We start from the raw sequence: 16,402 nt of genomic DNA, 5'->3' as shown, positions 1-16,402 counted from the left end.
TTGGCGCAAGATTGACGGAGGGCCTATGCCAAAGTTTCTGAACACAACAGACGCGGATTTTGAGGCTCAATTCACCGCACTCCTGGCGATGAAACGCGAAGACGCGCCTGAGGTCGATGATGTCGTGGCTGAGATCATCGCAGATGTGCGCGCGCGCGGCGACGAGGCGGTGATCGACCTGACCGAGACGTTCGATCATGTCGAGCTTACGCCCGAGACCCTGGCCTTTTCGCAAGATGAGATCGCGACCGAGGTTGCGAAGGTCAGCCGTGAGGACAAAGCCGCCTTGCAGATGGCCGCCAAGCGCATCCGTGCCTATCACAGCCGTCAATTGCCCAAGGACGAACGGTGGATCGATGGAACCGGCGCCTCGCTCGGTTGGCGATGGGGCGCGATCTCTGCGGCTGGGCTCTATGTGCCTGGCGGCCTGGCCAGCTATCCGTCCAGCGTTTTGATGAATGCGATCCCGGCCCAGGTCGCCGGTGTGAAAGACCTGACAATTTGCGTGCCCACACCCGACGGTGTCGTGAACCCGCTGGTCTTGCTGGCCGCCCAATTGTCCGGCGTGGACCGGGTCTATCGGATCGGCGGGGCACAAGCGGTTGCGGCCATGGCTTACGGCACCGAAACCATTGCGCCCGTGGACAAGATCACCGGGCCGGGCAATGCCTATGTGGCCGCAGCGAAACGCCGTGTCTTTGGCAAAGTGGGCATCGATATGATCGCCGGGCCGTCAGAAATCCTGATAATTGCGGATCGCGACAACGATCCCGACTGGATCGCCACAGATCTGCTCAGCCAGGCCGAACACGATGCCAGCGCGCAATCGATTCTGATCACCGACAGTGCCGATCTGGCCGCGAAAGTCGCGCACGCGGTGACGGAACAGCTTGAAAGCCTGCCGCGGGCCGAGATTGCGGGTGCCTCTTGGCGGGACAATGGCGCGATTGTCACCGTCGCCAATATGACCGAGGCGGTGGCCCTGTGCGACCGGATCGCGCCCGAGCATCTTGAGATTTGCACCGCCGCGCCGGAAACGCTGTTGGCGCGGATCAAACATGCCGGAGCCGTCTTTTTGGGTCAGTGGACACCGGAGGCAATCGGCGATTACATCGCTGGGCCGAACCACGTGCTGCCCACGGCGCGCTCGGCGCGGTTCTCCAGTGGGTTGAATGTATTGGACTTTATGAAACGCACAACGGTCACGCGGATGACGCCTGAATCGCTGAAGGCGATCGGACCATCGGCAGAGCGGCTGGCGGCCTCCGAAGGGCTAGGCGCCCATGGACGGTCGGTCACTGCGCGGCTTGAGCGATTGAACAAGGGGCCTGGTGAGTGACGATGCATATTTGCCATATCGAGATCGACACGGTCGGGATGCCCGCGCCCACGGCCGAGATCGAACAGGAACGCAAGGTCGCAATCTTCGATCTGCTTGAGGAAAACACCTTTGTCTTGCCCGCGGATCGCGGGGCGCCCGACGGGCCTTATCGTCTGACGCTCGGCATCCGTGACAAGCGTTTGGTGTTTGACATCGACACGGAAGACGGTGCCAAGGCTGCGGAGTTTCATCTGTCGCTTAGCCCGTTTCGCCAGACGGTTAAGGATTATTGGCAGATCTGCGAAAGCTATTTCAGCGCCGTCAAAACGCTGCCGCCAAGCCAGATTGAAGCCATCGACATGGCCCGCAGGGGGATCCACAACGAAGGCGCGCGGTTGCTGCAAGAACGGTTGGAGGGCAAGGCGGAGGTTGATACCGATACCGCGCGGCGGCTCTTTACCCTGATCTGTGTTCTGCATTTCGGGGGCTGAGGCCGGTGCCCGCCACACACCCCTCCCCGGTGACCTTTCCGCAATCGGTCCTGTTTTGCTGCGACCACAATTCCACCCGCTCGCCGATGGCCGAAGGGCTGATGAAGAAGTTCTACGGCCACCGCGCCTATGTGCAATCGGCCGGCGTGAAGCACGAGCTTGAGATTGATGGTTTTGCGGTTGCGGTCTGCGCCGAACTTGGTGTGGAGTTGGAGCGTCACCGCGTAAGGTCTTTCGATGAGATGCAGGAATGGGGCGACGATCTGTCAGGATTTGACCTGATCGTCGCATTGTCGCCCGCAAGCCAGCGCCGTGCGCTGGATATGACACGACACTACCATATCGATGTGGAATATTGGCCCATCCTCGACCCAACCGGCCTGGGCGAAACCCGCGAGGCGAAGCTTTCCAGCTACCGTCAGGCGCGTGATCAGATCATCGCGCGGATGAAGGAACGGTTCGGCGAGGCGGCATAGGGACCTGACGTTGTCAGACTGGCACCCGGCGGACGTGCGTCAAGGCCGCGGTGAAGCTGGCCTTGCTTCCCATTCTGCATCCAACGGCAAATGAAAGCCGTCGCGCTGTCGCGCTCTCCGAAACTCAGACCTCCGTGGCGTTTTACACGCTGGTCGCCCTGGTTTTGTCTGCCGAAGCGTTTCGCATGCGCGCGGGATATGCCGCCTGGATGCTGGTCTTCTCTGTCATGTTTGTCGCCTTCGTTCTCGGCAGCGTCTTGGTGCTTTTGCGGACGTTGGGCGCCCCATCCATGGATAGGGCGCGGTTGACGATCGCGGGACGGGAAGGCCGGCTTTGGCTGAAGGCTAACCCGGTCAAGATACCCTTCTGACGGACCGCTTTTGGCGGTTTGACCGATATCACGTGTCTTCCCTCTGCCGCCGCCGACCTGTATCCCAAGTGCCATGGACACTCACGCTCTCATCACTCGTTACTACGCCGCGTTCAACGCCCCCGACACCGAAGGCATGATTGCATGTCTCGCCCCGGACATAGCTCACCACGTCAATGAAGGGGCGATCCGGACCGGTCACGATGCGTTTCGCGCCTTCTGTGCCCATATGGACCGCTGCTATGACGAAACGCTGACTGATATCGTTGTCATGACCACGGGCGACGGGAGCCGCGCCGCGGCGGAGTTCATTGTGCACGGTGCTTATCTAGAGACGGATGAAGGTCTGCCCGAGGCCCATGGGCAAAGCTATTGCCTGCCTGCCGGTGGGTTTTTCAGCGTCGCGGACGGACAGATCACCCGCATCGTCACCTATTACAACCTGGCCGATTGGGTCGCTCAGGTCAGCCGATGAGCCTGCTGGTCGAGCCGCTTTCCGGTGCGGCGCTGGATGCGGCCTTACCGGATCTGGCGCGATTGCGGATCACGGTCTTTCGCGCCTTTCCCTATCTCTATGACGGGAACGAAGACTACGAGCAGCGTTATATGCGATCTTATCGGGATAACCCGAGCGCCATTCTTGTTGCGGCGCGGGATGGCAACCGGGTTGTCGGCGCGGCCACCGGTATGCCTTTGGCCGACCATCACGATGCCGCACAGATCAAGGACGCCACGGATGTCAGCGATGTGTTCTATTGCGCCGAAAGCGTTCTTTTGCCGAACTATCGTGGTCGGGGGATTGGGCATGCATTCTTTGACCAGCGAGAGGCCCACGGCCGCGCTTTGGGCCTGTCCAAATCCGCTTTCTGTTCGGTCGAGCGCCCCGAAGATCACCCATTACGCCCGACGGATTATCAACCGCTCGACCCCTTCTGGCGTAAACGCGGCTACGCGCCCATCCCGGGTCTGACAGCTGAATTCAGTTGGAAAGACGTCGATAGGCCGGCGGAAACGGTCAAATCCCTACAATTTTGGATGCGTGCGTTATGAGGATTGCCACAGCCGCCTATCCGCTCGACCTGCTGCCGAATTGGACTGCCTATGCCGAAAAACAGATCGCTTGGGTGCGGGAGGCCGCTGGTGCAGGGGCCGATCTGCTGGTTTTTCCGGAATACGGCAAGATGGAGTTGGTAGGCCTTGCTGGGGTGCAAACTGCTGGAGATCTGGAAGCGAGCCTGCACGCCGCTGCGGATCTGGACGAACAGGCCAATCACCTGATGGCCGATTTGGCGCAGGGCTATGGCGTGCACATCCTGTGCGCAAGCGGACCCGTTTTCGAAGAGGGCCGCGCGCGACCCGTCAACCGCGCCTGGCTGGTCGGCCCCGATGCCGAGGCGCCGTTTGTTGCGTATCAGGACAAGCAGGTCATGACGCGGTTTGAGCGCGAGATCTGGGATGTGGTGCCTGGTGACCCGCTGCAGGTGATCGAGACACCGTTGGGCAAGATTGGCGTTCTAATCTGCTATGATGCGGAATTTCCGCTGCTGGGCAGGGCGTTGATCGAACAAGGCGCTGAGATCCTGCTGGTGCCGTCCTGCACGGATGGATTGGCGGGCTATTCCCGTGTGCGTATCGGCGCCATGGCCCGCGCGCTGGAAGGGCAATGCGTTGTCGTTCAATCTCCGACCGTGGGCGAGGCGCCTTGGTCGCCTGCCGTCGATGAAAATGTCGGCGCCGCCGCCATCTACGGCCCGCCTGATCTGGGCTTTCCCGAGACGGGGGTCATCGCCGCAGGCGACCTGAATGAACCGGGCTGGATCCTGGCCGATATCGACCTGTCGGACATCGCCCAGGTGCGCCTCGAGGGGTCGGTTTTGAACCAAGCCCATTGGTCCGAGAGCCACAACCGCGCCATCCAAAGTGACCATAACGGCGATTTGCCTTGAAACCTTTAGCCTTTGCGCGCATTTACCCCGCATCTGCTCCGATCCTCGGGGCGCAACAATTGGAGTGACCATGGCCAAGGAAGAGATGCTCGAATTTCCTGGTGTCGTGAAGGAACTCCTGCCAAACGCGACATTCCGGGTCGAGCTCGAAAACGGCCATGAGATCATCGCGCATACGGCGGGTAAGATGCGGAAAAACCGCATCCGGGTTCTGGCTGGCGACAAGGTGCAAGTTGAGATGACGCCCTACGATCTGACGAAGGGCCGCATCAACTATCGATTCAAGTAACGGGTCTGTCGCAATGGCATTGATCCTCGGCTCTGGCAGCCCAAGGCGGCTGGAGCTTTTGGCGGTGCTTGGCTTGACGCCAGACGATACCCGCCCCCCCGACATCGATGAAGACCCCGTGAAAGGGGAATTGCCGCGGCCCTATGTGGAACGTATGGCACGGGAAAAGGTTGTGGCCGTCAAAGCCGCGCCCGGAGATGTCGTATTGGCCGCAGATACCAGTGTCGCGGCAGGGCGACGGATCTTGGGCAAGCCGGCCGATGAGGCCGAGGTGCGCGATTTCCTGACGCTGCTCAGTGGGCGACGGCATCGCGTCTATACCGGCGTGGCGGTGCGGGTTGGCGACAAGGTTTCTGTACGGCTGGTGGAAAGTCGGGTGCGGATGAAACAGCTAAGCGCATTGGAAATCGACGGCTATATTGCCACCGGCGATTGGCGTGGCAAGGCGGGCGGCTATTCGATCCAAGGGCCCGCCGGGGCGTTTATCCCGTGGATCTCCGGCAGTCATTCCGCGATTGTCGGCCTGCCATTGGCGGAAACGGCACAGCTTTTACAGGGGGCGGGTGTACCCGTCTGGGGCCGATGAAAGGCCGGGTTGTTCTCCTTGATCATCTGGAGGGTCGTGCGGCGGCGGCCTTGATGGTCGACGGGGCCTTGCAGGACGTTTTGATCGATGCACCGGACGGGATGGCGCCGGGTGTGGGTGCCATTGCATGGGGCGTGGTTTCACGTCGGTTTGGCGGGCAGGGCGGGGCGATCCTGAATCTGGGCGATGGCCGCGAAGGCTACCTGCGCCGGGCGAAGGACATGCAGCCCGGTGACGCACTATGGGTACAGGTCTCGGGTGTGGCGGAACCGGGAAAGGCTATTCCAGTCAGCGAAAACCTGATCTTCAAATCCCGCTACGCCATCGTGACGCCGTTTGCGCCGGGCCTAAATGTCAGCCGTGCGATCCGAGACGACGAAGAACGGGACCGCTTGTTGGAAATCGCCGCAGACAGCCGCGCAAACTCGGACGAATACGGGCTGATCCTGCGGTCGGCGGCGGCCGGGGTCGATGCGGATGCGATCTATGACGACATCTACGCCATGTGCAAAACCGCTACGATGGTGGTCGAACAACGCGACGGCCCGCCGGAATGGCTGTTGGATGCCGAGGATGCGCATGCCTTGGCGTGGCGCGATTGGTCGGAGCCCGACCCAGATGAGGTGATCCAGCAGGATGGCTGTTTTGCCGATCACGGGGTTCTGGATGCGGTGGAAGCGGTTTTGGCGGCACGTCAGCCGCTGGCAGGCGGCGGCCATGCCTATGTCGAGACGACTCGCGCCTTAGTGGCGATTGACGTGAATACTGGCGCCGATCACTCTTTCGCAGCCGGTTTGAAGGCCAATTTAGCGCTCGTCAGAGATCTGCCACGGATCCTGCGGATCAAAGGATTGGGCGGGCAGATCACGCTCGATATGGCGCCGATGCCCAAGAAAGAACGGCGCAAGGTCGAAGATGCGGTGAAAAAGGCGTTCCGTCAGGATGGCAGCGATGTTGTCGTGGCCGGTTGGACGCCGCTGGGCATGTTGGAACTGACCCGCAAGCGTGACCGTCATCCCTTGGCGCGGATTTGGCCGTCAGCGTAGCCGTCTCAACAGTGCTGGCGTGGCGGCTCCGGTCACGGGAAGGCCGTTTGCGGCCTCATAGGCCTCAATGGCGGCTTCAGTACCAGACCCGATGACCCCGTCCGGGGTGCCAGCGTCAAATCCTGCGCGGTTCAGCAGGCCTTGCAACTCGCGCCGCTCAGCTTGGGTCAGACCCGTGCTGTCCGCCCCGAAGCTTTGGCGCAATCCGCCACGGCCCGCGATCTGGTCTGATAGATAGCCGACGCCGATGCCGTAATTGGTCGAGGCGTTGTAGCGCAGGATGACATTGAAATTGTGATAGAGGATCCATGCTGGCGCGCCCGGGCCACCCGGCGCATGGATCGCTGCGCTGCCATGGTCGGGTAAGGACCCTCCGGCGGCGGGGCGGACCCCCAGATCACGCCAGGCGGTAACGCTGCGCCGATTGTCCCGCCCGCTTGCGGTATTGAACCCGGCGGGCAACGCCACCTCCAATCCCCAAGGCGCGCCGGTCCGCCAACCGAAGCGTTTGAAATAGCTTGCGGTCAACGCAAAGGCATCGGTCGGGTCGTTCGTCCAGATGTCGCGCCGTCCGTCACCGCGAAAATCGACGGCGTATTCCTCGTAGGTGGTTGGGATCAACTGTGTGTGCCCCATCGCGCCTGCCCAGGACCCCAACATGCGGTCGGGCGTCGTGTCACCATTCTGCACGATCCGCAGGGCCGAGATCAGTTGCGCCTCGAAAAAGCGGCCTCGTCGGCCTTCCCATGCCAAGGTGGATACTGCCGAGATAACCGGTATGTCGCCCAGTCGCGTGCCATAGGCACTCTCCACCCCCCAGACCGCGCAGCAGATCTCGGCGGGAACGCCATAGGCGGCCTCAACATCGGCGAGAACATTGCGTTGTGCGGCAAAGCGCCGGCGTCCCAGGGCGGCATCTTCCTCAGAGGCGACAAGTGCGAGGTAATCTTCGGTTGAACGGCGGAATTCGGTTTGGTTGCGGTCGCGTTCGATGACGCCGGGGAGATAGCCCGCGCCGTCCAATCCGCGGCTGAGAGTGTCTTCGCTGATCCCCTGTGCCCGGGCGCGTCCACGAAACGCGGCCAGCCACGCGTCGTAATCGGCGTTTGGCTGCGGCCGAAAGGCCGGATTGGTGGACGGGCCGCCATCGCCGGGCGTGCCGATGCTCGTTGTCCCAAGGGTATTGAAGGCCCCACCTGTCACGCATCCACTGAGACCCAGTGCAGCGGTACCCGCCAAAAGGCCGCGCCGTGAGATCTGGCTAATCATGTTGAGCCTCTTCCGAATGCCTGTGCTGTGCAAGGCGTAGCCGCGCAAAGGGTATTGGCGCAAGGCCCGGTTGCAGATGCGCAAGCGCTGGCGCATGTTGGCGCCGAGTTTTGCGGAGGTGCAATCGATGTCCTGTCCGATCTGTACGAAGGTTGCCGATCAGAAATATCGCCCGTTTTGTTCCCGACGCTGCGCGGATGTGGACCTGGCACGGTGGTTGAACGGGTCCTATGCGGTCCCGTCAAGCGACCCTGAAGATATCGAGCGCGCCGCCGAAGAGACCGCGCAGCAGGCCCCCAAGCTGCACTAGCGCCAAGCGCGCTAAAAAATCCGTACGATCGGTATGGACAGCACCCGACGAACACCCTAGAACGCGGCCACCCTAGGGGCACGCTGATGCTCCGATCCCGTGCCCGGGTAGCTCAGGGGTAGAGCAGTGGATTGAAAATCCTCGTGTCGGTGGTTCGATTCCGCCCCCGGGCACCATTATAATCATTTAAAATCAGATGTATGGGAGATTTTGTCAGATAGCGAGCTCACTAAGACTCGGCGTTGGGTATCATATGGGTAGCATTTTATGCCGTTTCTCGCGCTACTAAGTTAGTGTCGGCTTGCGACTGCCCGCCATTGCGATCAAGGCTTGCCGCAGTGCAAAATGACAAGGTTGCATTAGCCTCTGTGCGATTGCGCTGAAATCGCACTCTACGGCAGAGTACTTTATTCGTGCTTCATCAGCACATACTTGGTTCGGATGGCATATCTTTACCTAGATGATAGCAAACACCATCGTTTTGGATTTTCCCTAGCGGCGTTTGTAATTTGCAACACCGATCCATCGGAGCACGTCCGTTCCACTTTTCGAAGACTTGGCTACGATCCTCGAAAATTTTGAGTACAAGTCATCGACTAAGATGAAGGGTGACCGGCACTACAGGCCCTGCGAAGTTCTTTGAAAGCCTTCATCGGAAGGCACTGCAAAACTGCCGTCTGCGTTGTAGATGGTGACAAACGGCTGGGACCTGCTGCTCTTGAATTACTCAGCGCCGCTCTCTCACATCCCTTACTTGAAGGGCAATCGCACAAATTTCTTCGATCAAGGGCTGTTTCAATCATCAAGAGCTGCGGCACGGTCGGTACATGGCGTCGCCGACTTTGAGCTATGCAAGTTCCATTTTGAGCAGGATTCGCAAGTGCATTTGGGCATTCAGTTAGCTGATATCGTTGCACATACATGCAGCACGATGCTGCTGGAAACTCTTGGCCATGTTACCAAGAAGATCGTCGTTAATACGCCGGGAGACAGCGTCTATGATGGCATGGAGATCGAGCTCGGCTTTGAGATGTGGGCCGGTATTCTCTACGCGTTCTTAGCCAAGAACAAACAAAATCCGAAGGATGACTTCGATCTGGCTAACGTTGACGTTCACCCTTGGGGCCTGTTCATCGACGAAAGTGTGAACGAACAAATCTCCAACGCAGCGATGAAGCGATTTGGCGAGAACTATCTTGGTTGGATACACTGACGGCCCATTCCCGACATTTGGCACCCCGTCTGCATGCTGCATTCGCAGCCCGCATTGCTGCCACTCGCTGCGAGAACAAAACCAGGCTAAGTTTGGATCCACGGCTTATGGGACAAAGTAGCCGCCGAGTGACGGATGGCTTCCTTGCATGGCGTTAGAACGCAAGGCATGGCATTAGGCTCGTCGGGCGCTATTCGGCAGAGTTCAATATGCGTTGCGGCGGATGTAGATTTATATCCCGCTCGCCGCAACACTTGTTTACGCAGCTTCTGAGCTGCTGCGCGTCCACGTAAATTGTGTGAACGCAGGATCGACGGGTGTTTGGGCGATGTGGTTGGTGTAGTTGCTCAGCACCTTTTGCGCCACGCCGAGGATAACTTCGAGGACCTGCTGTTCGCCATATCCAACGGCATAGAATGTGTCCAAGTCAGCTTGTGTGACATGGCCGCGGTTGCGCACCACCAGAAGCGTGAACGTGCGCAAGGCTTCCAACTTGGTGCCATTCAATGGTGCCTCGTTGCGCAGCGCCTCATTGAGAGCCGGATCGACGTTCATCATGCCTGCAAGCGCGGTGTGGGCTGGCACGCAGTAGGTGCATTCATGCTCCACATTGATCGTCTGCCAGACAACGGTCTGCTCTTTTGCGTTGAAACTGGTTTTTTGAAAGGCCTGATGAATGGCACCGTATGTTAGGAGCAACTGGGGCGCACCCGCCATCACTTGATATAAGCCCGGCACAAAACCGAAGGCTTTTTCGGTCTGAGCCAGCATGTCTTTTGAAGCTTCTGGTGCCGTCTCAACGGTGTGTTGTGTCAGTCGAGTCATTGAGGGTTCTCCATTTGTTAAGTGGTTGGGGAAAGATTGGTTCAGGCGACGCGTTTCTGACCGCCGAACCATTTCATGGTCTCGCGAATGTCGAACAGAAGGGAGATCGTGTTGACGACAAAGACGATAGCGTAGGCGATGTAAGTGAAGCTCGCATTGGCGGGGGTCTGGAGGAGATGGTTGCCGAGGATCGCAACCTGGGGCGCCCAGAAGAGGAGATGCGGCAAGGCCATCGCTGCGGAAAACCCGTTCTGCACCCAGGCGATGCCGAGATTGGGGATGAAGCCGAGCATGGAAAGCAGCGGCACAATCAGTCCAAGCGGGCCATCCACGAGTGCAAGCGCCAGGAAATTGGCTGGCGCGAGAACAAGCATCATCCAGATTTGGGTTGGCACAGTCAGGCGACGAAACGAGGCGTAGAGGTCTGAGATTTTTTTCATGGAGCTTTCTCCGGAACGGGCGCGAGGGTCAGCTGGCCAAAGCGGTCACAGCGGAGGGGGATTTGTAGAAATCGGAGATCGAAAGGACATGGCCGTGCCCGTTCTCTTCGAGGATCAGTTGGGGGACACCGCCAAGGTTTAGACTTGCGAGCGTTTGTCTGGCCTGTGCCGCGGTTTGCATGGCGTCTTGCGCACCGTCTTCGAGGGCGGCGGTCACCCCAAGCCTTGCTATCGCCGCTTCAACGGCCGCGCGGTTTTGCGCAGATATGCCATCGATGTAGCGTTGGTTTTGCAGGTCGTGCGCAAGGGCTATTTCTGTGCGAGCACCCTGGTCGTGCACGAGGGCGGCGGCCCAGGCCGTGAACGTCGAGTCCAGAACTTCCGTTGACGACCCGAGCACCTGGTTGACATAGCGTTGATCAAAACCCTGCCCGGACAGCCCGGCAACCCGCGTGTCATGGGCGAGCGCCACCATTCCAAAACCATCGGCCATACGGTGGGCGTTTGCGCCTTGAAAGAGGTGTATATGGAGCATCTCCACCTCGGCCCCGCTTTCGATCAGGGTGGCGATCACGGGATGGGCGCCGCGACACCAACCGCAATAGGTATCGTAAATGTAGGTGAATCGGCAGGACATCGCGTTGGTCTTTTTCTCGGTTGGTCTGAACTGTTGGAATGAAGTTAGGCGCTTGGCGATGTCACCTAAAGGCAAACTATCTGTAAGATGAGTCAGCTAAAAACTGACATTCAGCATGATCCGCGTTAAGGTGCTTTCGAACGAGAGACAGCGGATATGTCAGATAACCTGAACAGGCTTACTTACTTTGTGGCCATTGCAGAGGAAGGCACGATCACAGCCGCGGCAGCGCGTCTGCGGGTTTCCAAGGCGGTCGTCAGCAAACAGCTCCAACTCTTGGAGGATGACCTGGGCGCGACGCTTGTTCTCAGAAACTCCCGGCATTTCAATTTGACCGAGACCGGCGAGGGTTTCTACGAGGCCGCGCGTGCCGCAGTTGCGCAAGCAAAGGACGCTTTTCATCTGGTGCGGAAAGGCCGAGATGAGCCTTCGGGCGAGCTCCGTGTCACGGCCCCGCTTGAGTTTGGCGTCGACTATGTTGCGCCAGCAGTTGCGGAGTTCAGCTTACTCTATCCCGCTCTCAAGATTGATCTGACGCTGAGCGATACGCGGTTCGATCCCGTGGAAGCACGGTTTGACATCGCGTTTCGGGTCGGCTGGCTGGAGGACTCATCCAATAGAGCGCGGAGACTGACCTGGTTCTCTCAGGTTGTGGTTGCAGCGCCATCCATCGTCGAGACGTTCGGGATGCCGCAAACGCTCGACGATCTTACGCGCCTTCCTTTCATCGAGAACAGGGCGTTGAAGACGCCCTCCAAACTGACCTTCACTGACAAGCTTGGCCGGAACCGAGACATGACGTTTCAACCATCTGTTACTGGAGATACGACGCAGGCTGTGTTGTCAGTCGTCAAGGCCGGTGGTGGCATCGCCAACATGCCTGATTTCATAGTTATCGACGCACTTCGCAATGGGGACCTTGTTGAATTGCTCCCTGAGTTTGCGTTGCCGTCCGGGACAATTTCCGCCGTTTTCCCGCCGACAGCCTACCGTTCTGCAGCCACGCGGAGATTTACCGAGTTCTTTCTCGAGCGTTTTCGCGAGCAGCGGAGACGATCCGACGAAACCAAAAATGGTCTGTGACAGACGGCGTCCCATACTCGCGACAGGTTTGCGACTGCAACGTTTTGCAGTTGCAGACTGAGCGCCGTTCGACTTCATGCCATTCTTGGAGCGTTAGCAGCAAGAATAAACAAACCTAAAGTTGACCATTGCAAGACGGCCCGTAGGTGTCGTTTGTGTCCCGCGGCGGATGGCCGCTGCCAGCCCGAAGCAGAAATGACGCTCCTGCTGGTCGGGCGGAGAGCCGACATTCGCTGCGAGCGCGGGGGCATCCTTGAACAACCGCAGAAGCGGACCTTTACTCCGGGGACATTGTCATGGTGAACGCGGTTTCCGGGCCTTGGCCAATTCGGGGTTTGCCTTGGCATCATCGGCGGCAGCGCGCAGGCGTTCGCGAGCTTCGCTTGGGTCGAGTTTCATTTCTTCGCACGGCGCTTTCAGTGTGACGATATCGGCCATTTCGATCTACTGAGTTACTGATGCAGATCGATAGACGCAAGGCCAGATCGTGTCAGGGATAACCCTAGCTCGGCTTAAAGATTTCTGAGACGTCGGGACCGAAGTTCTTAAGGTAACGGTTCGACCACCAAGATCGACGGGTTACTCCGATTGGGTGATGGGTGACGTGGTCTCGGGCGGTGAACATAGAAAGCCGTAGGCGGGCCATGAGGCGCGTTCGGGCTGCTCGATGTCGACCACTTCGCAATGCAGGTCTGGGCGCTGATGTTCGATCCAGCGCAACGCTTGCTCACCGTCCGTGGGAATGACGATGCCGCCCACCTGTTCGCGGCGCTCGACCTCGTCGTGGATGCGCCAAGCAACGCGATAGGTGGCTGGCATCGGTGTCTCCCCCTGCAACTCGTGATAGAGCGTCGCCATCCGCATAAAATAGGTCATTGAAACCAGCGGATCCTCCACGGGGGATTGGGGTATCACGGTTTCCAGGACCGGAACCAGGTCTGCGAAGGGGGCCGTGCGTTCTGTGAGATCGCCCGCCATCTGGACTGTCCGGACCAGGCCGAAGATCAGAAGCGCCCCGCTGACCCAGAGGCGTGGATGCGGCCGCTTTGCCGCCCACCAGCCGATGGCGGAGATCGTCCCCACAAGGAGCGGGCCGAGCACCGGGAGGTGAAACGCCCGGATGTCGTAGGCTCCGTACCAGAGCATGAAGGGTGTGAACGCGAGCCCTGTCCCCAGGACGAGCGCGACCCCGTACCAAGCCCAATCCCGACCCCTTTGGCGCCAACCGGCCACGAACAGCGAGAGGCCCACAGCCATGACCGGAATGGAAACCCCCGGATGGGCATAGCTGAAAGTGCCAATCAGCACCTCCATCGTCTGCGTGGACGCCAGACCCGCGCCGTAGAGATCACCGAAATAGGTGCCGGCGATATAGTTCACCACCTCCCCCGCCGTCGGCGGAAGCGGCATGTATTCCGAATAGGCGGTCGTGGGCTGATGTGTGACCCAGAAAAGGTAGAGATACTGCGTCGCACCCAGACATAACAGAAGCGCGATTGCCCCCAAGATGCGCGGGCGCAATAGGATCTGCGCATGGGCCACCATGACCCACAGGCCAACCGGGGCCAGCATCACCATCATCAGATGGTTGCCGAAGGACAGCGCATAAAGCCCGCAGGCGGCCACGAAGTATCCGCTGCGCTTCGTCTCGATAAAGCGCAGCATCAAGAAGACTATTCCAAAGACGAAGGCCAGTGCCAGCGGATAGACCTCTGCTTCGGTCGATTGCACTGCCATAAGGCCAGCACTGCCCAGGAGCGTCGCGGAGGCCAGGCCGAACACTACGCTCCCCGTCAGACGTCTGGTGATGAGAAAGGCCAGTGCATTGGCGATGGCGCCGGGAACCGCGGCCATCGCGAACGTCATCGCCCACCAGGGTTCGACCGGCAGTGCCAAAGACCGAACCAAGCTGCCGAGCATGAGGATGAACGGATAACCTGGCCCATGGACCAGGATCGATGTATGGCCGAGCGTCTGGAACTTCGCGCTATCGCCCGCATTCAGCATTCCGCCGATGCCCGGAAACAGGCACCAGCCGTAATAGACCATCCAGAACAAGAGGATCCCGACGGCTATCGACGGGCTGCGGGCGTCACTCCCGACGCGGAAAAAGGCGGCGTTGGACATTATGTGCGTCATCGCTGATCACGTGAACCGCGCGCACACGCGTCGCCCGGTTCGCCCCCATACACGCTCGGCATCATCAGTCACCCGCTGGCCGGAAGCGTGTGGGAATTTCCGCCTCCTCTCGGGGGCGTTCGTTCTCAAGCCGGGGCACGCCAGCAGCTACGACCGGTTCGCGCAGCGTGCCGCCCACCCCGAATGGCAAGTCGACCTCCACTTCGACCGAGGTCGCTTCGGCAAGAAGCCTCGCATTGCCTTCGACGTTCATTGCGCCGTCTTGCAAGACCAAGATGCCCGCCATGCCGATCTCAAACAGGTCGCCGGCGATCGTACTCTCGAGGATCCGCGCGGCTCCGTCCGCAAGGTCGACGCGGGTCTCGATCCGGTCGAACGGTGTCCGCCCCGCGGCAGGGATCAGCGGGCCGTATTCTTCGGTCATGAATTCGCGGCCATCCCGCAGAGATTGCAGTGTCGTAACCACGTCACCCCCCGTGAGGCTGCCGTCCTCAAGCGTAACGCTGACCGAACCAATGATCGCATCGACGATCTGGCCGAGGCTGTCACCAGACGCGGTGAAGCGGGTCTCAGCCGACAATGTGCCCCTCGGCAATTGCCGCGTGCCGATCAGGGGCGGAGACGTCGCGTCGGAAATGATTTGAGCCAGCGGCCCGACCGAAACGTCGTCCATGTCCCCGTGAAACGCAAATTGCGGTTCTGGGGCCATATCGGTCGGTCCGACTTGAGCAATGATCGCGGATTCCAGATTGCCAAATTCTTCGCTGCGACCCGCCAGGTCCAACCGTGCCGCGCCATCGTTGACCGTGAACGAAAGACTGGCCCGGTCGACCGTCACGGCAGCGATCTCAATCGCCTCGCCGGACAGCGAGAGATCGATATCCAAGCCGTCGAGCCAGCTAAGCGAAACCGGCGCCTCTGGCCAGTTTCCGTCGCGGATCTCGCGCGCGGCTGCCCAGATGGCGGTATGGGCCCCTTCGGCAAGCGTTTGGATCTGTGCCGCAAGGGGCGCCGTGGAACTGGAACTGAGGCTGATTTGGCCGTCCAAAGTCAGATCACCAACCGTGACCGTTGCATCGTTGATCGCCACAGCGTGCGGGTGAAGCGAGAATTGACCATCGACGACGATTGCGTCGAATGCCGGGAGACCCAGGGCGATCACCGCCGCATGAAGACGATCGCCTAGGTCGTCGAGAAGCTGGGTATCCTCCTGGCTTGCTAAGTCGCCGCCGCTCGATGCGAGGTGCGGACCCAGGCGGACCGACAGGCGGCCCGGCGTGCCGTCCGTCGATGACAGCGCGAGCGGGGTTTCCATTTCGAGGTCGACATGCACCCGGCGGTCGTCCACGACGAACGCCGCGTTCACTACCATCCCTTCAGAGGGGGAGGGGCGGGACAAGCGTAGGTCGATATCCGACAACAGATCATCGTCCCCTGCATCGACATTCCCCAGCCGGACGACGCCGTCAATCAAGACGATATCCCCCGGCGGCGTCGGTTGCATCATCGCCGCAGGTGGGACATCGACCCCCGAGATGCCAGGCAATCCAAGGGGCGATGCGCTGTCGAGCAATGTGATGTCGGGCCGCAGTAGCCTCAAATCCACAATTTCGACGCGACCGAGAAGGAGGGGCATGAACCGCAACCGCGCATTGATTGCGTCGGCCGAAACACGCCAGTCGCGCTCTTCTCCTGCCGCCGGCGGCACGAATGTCGGCTCGGCGATCTCCGCGCGCAGGAAGGGCTGCGCCGCGATCTGTGTCTCCGGCCCCAACTCCAACGCGCCTCCGGTCCAACTGTGCACCTGCTCGTTGATCCGCACCCGTACCGGATCGCCCGGGATCAAGGGCGGTAGAAGCAGCAGGACCAACACGGCGACAAGGCCTGACGCCGTAAGACCCAGAACCGCTCCTCTTAGAAGGCTGGTTAGGCGATATGTCATGCGGCTCCTTTCTCTGGC

Annotated in this window: 20 protein-coding genes and 1 tRNA gene; 14 read left to right on the top strand and 7 right to left on the bottom strand. The window is 60.0% G+C overall.

From position 1 onward, the window contains the following. Positions 1–25: 25 nt before the first annotated feature. The 10 genes from hisD (at position 26) to V8J82_RS01620 (ending at position 6,526) form a co-directional block, all read left to right on the top strand. Positions 26–1,339, top strand: a complete 1,314-nt coding sequence (gene hisD, locus V8J82_RS01665; protein WP_339971476.1) for a histidinol dehydrogenase — start codon at positions 26–28, stop codon at positions 1,337–1,339. Positions 1,340–1,341: 2 nt separating this feature from the next. Further along, complete coding sequence (locus V8J82_RS01660) at positions 1,342–1,812, top strand: UPF0262 family protein (protein WP_339974490.1); 471 nt, start codon at positions 1,342–1,344, stop codon at positions 1,810–1,812. Positions 1,813–1,817: 5 nt separating this feature from the next. Continuing rightward, positions 1,818–2,288 carry an arsenate-mycothiol transferase ArsC gene (locus V8J82_RS01655; protein ID WP_339971474.1) on the top strand — a complete coding sequence of 157 codons (471 nt, stop codon included), beginning with the start codon at positions 1,818–1,820 and terminating at the stop codon, positions 2,286–2,288. Positions 2,289–2,350: 62 nt separating this feature from the next. Continuing rightward, on the top strand, positions 2,351–2,659 hold the full coding sequence (locus V8J82_RS01650) for a hypothetical protein (RefSeq protein ID WP_339971472.1): 309 nt from the start codon (positions 2,351–2,353) through the stop codon (positions 2,657–2,659). Positions 2,660–2,732: 73 nt separating this feature from the next. Next, complete coding sequence (locus tag V8J82_RS01645) at positions 2,733–3,134, top strand: ketosteroid isomerase-related protein (protein WP_339971470.1); 402 nt, start codon at positions 2,733–2,735, stop codon at positions 3,132–3,134. After that, complete coding sequence (locus V8J82_RS01640) at positions 3,131–3,709, top strand: GNAT family N-acetyltransferase (RefSeq protein WP_339971468.1); 579 nt, start codon at positions 3,131–3,133, stop codon at positions 3,707–3,709. The genes V8J82_RS01645 and V8J82_RS01640 overlap by 4 nt, the downstream gene beginning before the upstream one ends. Further along, positions 3,706–4,605 (top strand): carbon-nitrogen hydrolase family protein, encoded by a 900-nt coding sequence (locus V8J82_RS01635; protein WP_339971466.1) that lies wholly within the window; start codon positions 3,706–3,708, stop codon positions 4,603–4,605. The genes V8J82_RS01640 and V8J82_RS01635 overlap by 4 nt, the downstream gene beginning before the upstream one ends. 70 nt (positions 4,606–4,675) lie before the next feature. Beyond that, positions 4,676–4,894: a translation initiation factor IF-1 gene (gene infA / locus V8J82_RS01630; protein WP_011455993.1), complete on the top strand. Its 219-nt coding sequence runs from the start codon at positions 4,676–4,678 to the stop codon at positions 4,892–4,894. 13 nt (positions 4,895–4,907) lie between these two features. Beyond that, the gene (locus V8J82_RS01625; RefSeq protein WP_339971441.1) at positions 4,908–5,480 is read left to right on the top strand and encodes a Maf family protein; all 573 of its coding nucleotides are present in this window, start codon (positions 4,908–4,910) and stop codon (positions 5,478–5,480) included. Then, positions 5,477–6,526 carry a ribonuclease E/G gene (locus V8J82_RS01620; RefSeq protein WP_339971439.1) on the top strand — a complete coding sequence of 350 codons (1,050 nt, stop codon included), beginning with the start codon at positions 5,477–5,479 and terminating at the stop codon, positions 6,524–6,526. Before V8J82_RS01625 ends, V8J82_RS01620 begins: the two co-directional genes overlap by 4 nt. Here V8J82_RS01620 and V8J82_RS01615 read toward each other — a convergent pair. After that, a complete protein-coding gene (locus V8J82_RS01615) occupies positions 6,518–7,795 on the bottom strand; it encodes a lytic murein transglycosylase (RefSeq protein WP_339971437.1) in 1,278 nt (425 codons plus the stop codon). The genes V8J82_RS01620 and V8J82_RS01615 overlap by 9 nt on opposite strands. A 127-nt stretch (positions 7,796–7,922) precedes the next feature. On the opposite strand from V8J82_RS01615, the gene V8J82_RS01610 reads away from it, so the two are divergent. The 3 genes from V8J82_RS01610 to V8J82_RS01600 all read left to right on the top strand — a co-directional run bounded on the left by V8J82_RS01610 (position 7,923) and on the right by V8J82_RS01600 (position 9,318). Then, on the top strand, positions 7,923–8,105 hold the full coding sequence (locus tag V8J82_RS01610) for a DNA gyrase inhibitor YacG (protein WP_339974488.1): 183 nt from the start codon (positions 7,923–7,925) through the stop codon (positions 8,103–8,105). A 101-nt stretch (positions 8,106–8,206) separates the two neighbouring features. Beyond that, positions 8,207–8,281 (top strand) — tRNA-Phe (locus V8J82_RS01605). Between the two features lie 512 nt (positions 8,282–8,793). Continuing rightward, positions 8,794–9,318, top strand: coding sequence for a hypothetical protein (locus V8J82_RS01600; RefSeq protein WP_339971435.1), 525 nt, complete (start codon positions 8,794–8,796; stop codon positions 9,316–9,318). 258 nt (positions 9,319–9,576) lie between these two features. Here the strand turns inward: V8J82_RS01600 and V8J82_RS01595 are convergent, their stop codons facing one another. From V8J82_RS01595 to V8J82_RS01585, 3 genes are read right to left on the bottom strand one after another with little or no spacing between them, the layout of a single operon-like run. Next, positions 9,577–10,143, bottom strand: a complete 567-nt coding sequence (locus tag V8J82_RS01595; protein ID WP_339971433.1) for a carboxymuconolactone decarboxylase family protein — start codon at positions 10,141–10,143, stop codon at positions 9,577–9,579. A gap of 41 nt (positions 10,144–10,184) precedes the next feature. After that, entirely contained in the window at positions 10,185–10,583 is a 399-nt protein-coding gene (locus tag V8J82_RS01590; protein WP_339971431.1) for a hypothetical protein, read from the bottom strand. A 28-nt stretch (positions 10,584–10,611) separates the two neighbouring features. After that, positions 10,612–11,157 (bottom strand): hypothetical protein, encoded by a 546-nt coding sequence (locus tag V8J82_RS01585; RefSeq protein WP_339971429.1) that lies wholly within the window; start codon positions 11,155–11,157, stop codon positions 10,612–10,614. 219 nt (positions 11,158–11,376) lie between these two features. On the opposite strand from V8J82_RS01585, the gene V8J82_RS01580 reads away from it, so the two are divergent. Beyond that, entirely contained in the window at positions 11,377–12,303 is a 927-nt protein-coding gene (locus tag V8J82_RS01580) for a LysR family transcriptional regulator (RefSeq protein WP_339971427.1), read from the top strand. Between the two features lie 294 nt (positions 12,304–12,597). On the opposite strand, the gene V8J82_RS01575 is transcribed toward V8J82_RS01580, so the two are convergent. The 3 genes from V8J82_RS01575 to V8J82_RS01565 form a co-directional block, all read right to left on the bottom strand. After that, positions 12,598–12,741: a hypothetical protein gene (locus V8J82_RS01575; protein ID WP_339971425.1), complete on the bottom strand. Its 144-nt coding sequence runs from the start codon at positions 12,739–12,741 to the stop codon at positions 12,598–12,600. 141 nt (positions 12,742–12,882) lie between these two features. Then, entirely contained in the window at positions 12,883–14,430 is a 1,548-nt protein-coding gene (locus V8J82_RS01570; protein ID WP_339971423.1) for a protein O-mannosyl-transferase family, read from the bottom strand. 76 nt (positions 14,431–14,506) lie between these two features. Next, positions 14,507–16,384: an AsmA family protein gene (locus V8J82_RS01565; protein ID WP_339971421.1), complete on the bottom strand. Its 1,878-nt coding sequence runs from the start codon at positions 16,382–16,384 to the stop codon at positions 14,507–14,509. Between the last annotated feature and the right edge of the window lie 18 nt (positions 16,385–16,402).

It is taken from the genome of Gymnodinialimonas mytili (assembly GCF_037544085.1).
GTDB classification, from domain to species: Bacteria; Pseudomonadota; Alphaproteobacteria; order Rhodobacterales; family Rhodobacteraceae; genus Gymnodinialimonas; species Gymnodinialimonas mytili.
Note: the sequence above shows the minus strand (reverse complement) of the source record. Positions and strands in the feature narration are given on the sequence as shown.

What these genes read in the sequence shown, in the direction of transcription:
- V8J82_RS01575 (WP_339971425.1), bottom strand. Translation starts at nt 12,741, where the DNA reads ATGGCCGATATCGTCACACTGAAAGCGCCGTGCGAAGAAATGAAACTC.
- V8J82_RS01640 (WP_339971468.1), top strand. Translation starts at nt 3,131, where the DNA reads ATGAGCCTGCTGGTCGAGCCGCTTTCCGGTGCGGCGCTGGATGCGGCC.
- hisD (WP_339971476.1), top strand. Translation starts at nt 26, where the DNA reads ATGCCAAAGTTTCTGAACACAACAGACGCGGATTTTGAGGCTCAATTC.
- V8J82_RS01635 (WP_339971466.1), top strand. Translation starts at nt 3,706, where the DNA reads ATGAGGATTGCCACAGCCGCCTATCCGCTCGACCTGCTGCCGAATTGG.
- V8J82_RS01625 (WP_339971441.1), top strand. Translation starts at nt 4,908, where the DNA reads ATGGCATTGATCCTCGGCTCTGGCAGCCCAAGGCGGCTGGAGCTTTTG.
- infA (WP_011455993.1), top strand. Translation starts at nt 4,676, where the DNA reads ATGGCCAAGGAAGAGATGCTCGAATTTCCTGGTGTCGTGAAGGAACTC.
- V8J82_RS01590 (WP_339971431.1), bottom strand. Translation starts at nt 10,583, where the DNA reads ATGAAAAAAATCTCAGACCTCTACGCCTCGTTTCGTCGCCTGACTGTG.
- V8J82_RS01615 (WP_339971437.1), bottom strand. Translation starts at nt 7,795, where the DNA reads ATGATTAGCCAGATCTCACGGCGCGGCCTTTTGGCGGGTACCGCTGCA.
- V8J82_RS01580 (WP_339971427.1), top strand. Translation starts at nt 11,377, where the DNA reads ATGTCAGATAACCTGAACAGGCTTACTTACTTTGTGGCCATTGCAGAG.
- V8J82_RS01565 (WP_339971421.1), bottom strand. Translation starts at nt 16,384, where the DNA reads ATGACATATCGCCTAACCAGCCTTCTAAGAGGAGCGGTTCTGGGTCTT.
- V8J82_RS01595 (WP_339971433.1), bottom strand. Translation starts at nt 10,143, where the DNA reads ATGACTCGACTGACACAACACACCGTTGAGACGGCACCAGAAGCTTCA.
- V8J82_RS01570 (WP_339971423.1), bottom strand. Translation starts at nt 14,430, where the DNA reads ATGTCCAACGCCGCCTTTTTCCGCGTCGGGAGTGACGCCCGCAGCCCG.
- V8J82_RS01610 (WP_339974488.1), top strand. Translation starts at nt 7,923, where the DNA reads ATGTCCTGTCCGATCTGTACGAAGGTTGCCGATCAGAAATATCGCCCG.
- V8J82_RS01620 (WP_339971439.1), top strand. Translation starts at nt 5,477, where the DNA reads ATGAAAGGCCGGGTTGTTCTCCTTGATCATCTGGAGGGTCGTGCGGCG.
- V8J82_RS01660 (WP_339974490.1), top strand. Translation starts at nt 1,342, where the DNA reads ATGCATATTTGCCATATCGAGATCGACACGGTCGGGATGCCCGCGCCC.
- V8J82_RS01645 (WP_339971470.1), top strand. Translation starts at nt 2,733, where the DNA reads ATGGACACTCACGCTCTCATCACTCGTTACTACGCCGCGTTCAACGCC.
- V8J82_RS01600 (WP_339971435.1), top strand. Translation starts at nt 8,794, where the DNA reads ATGGTGACAAACGGCTGGGACCTGCTGCTCTTGAATTACTCAGCGCCG.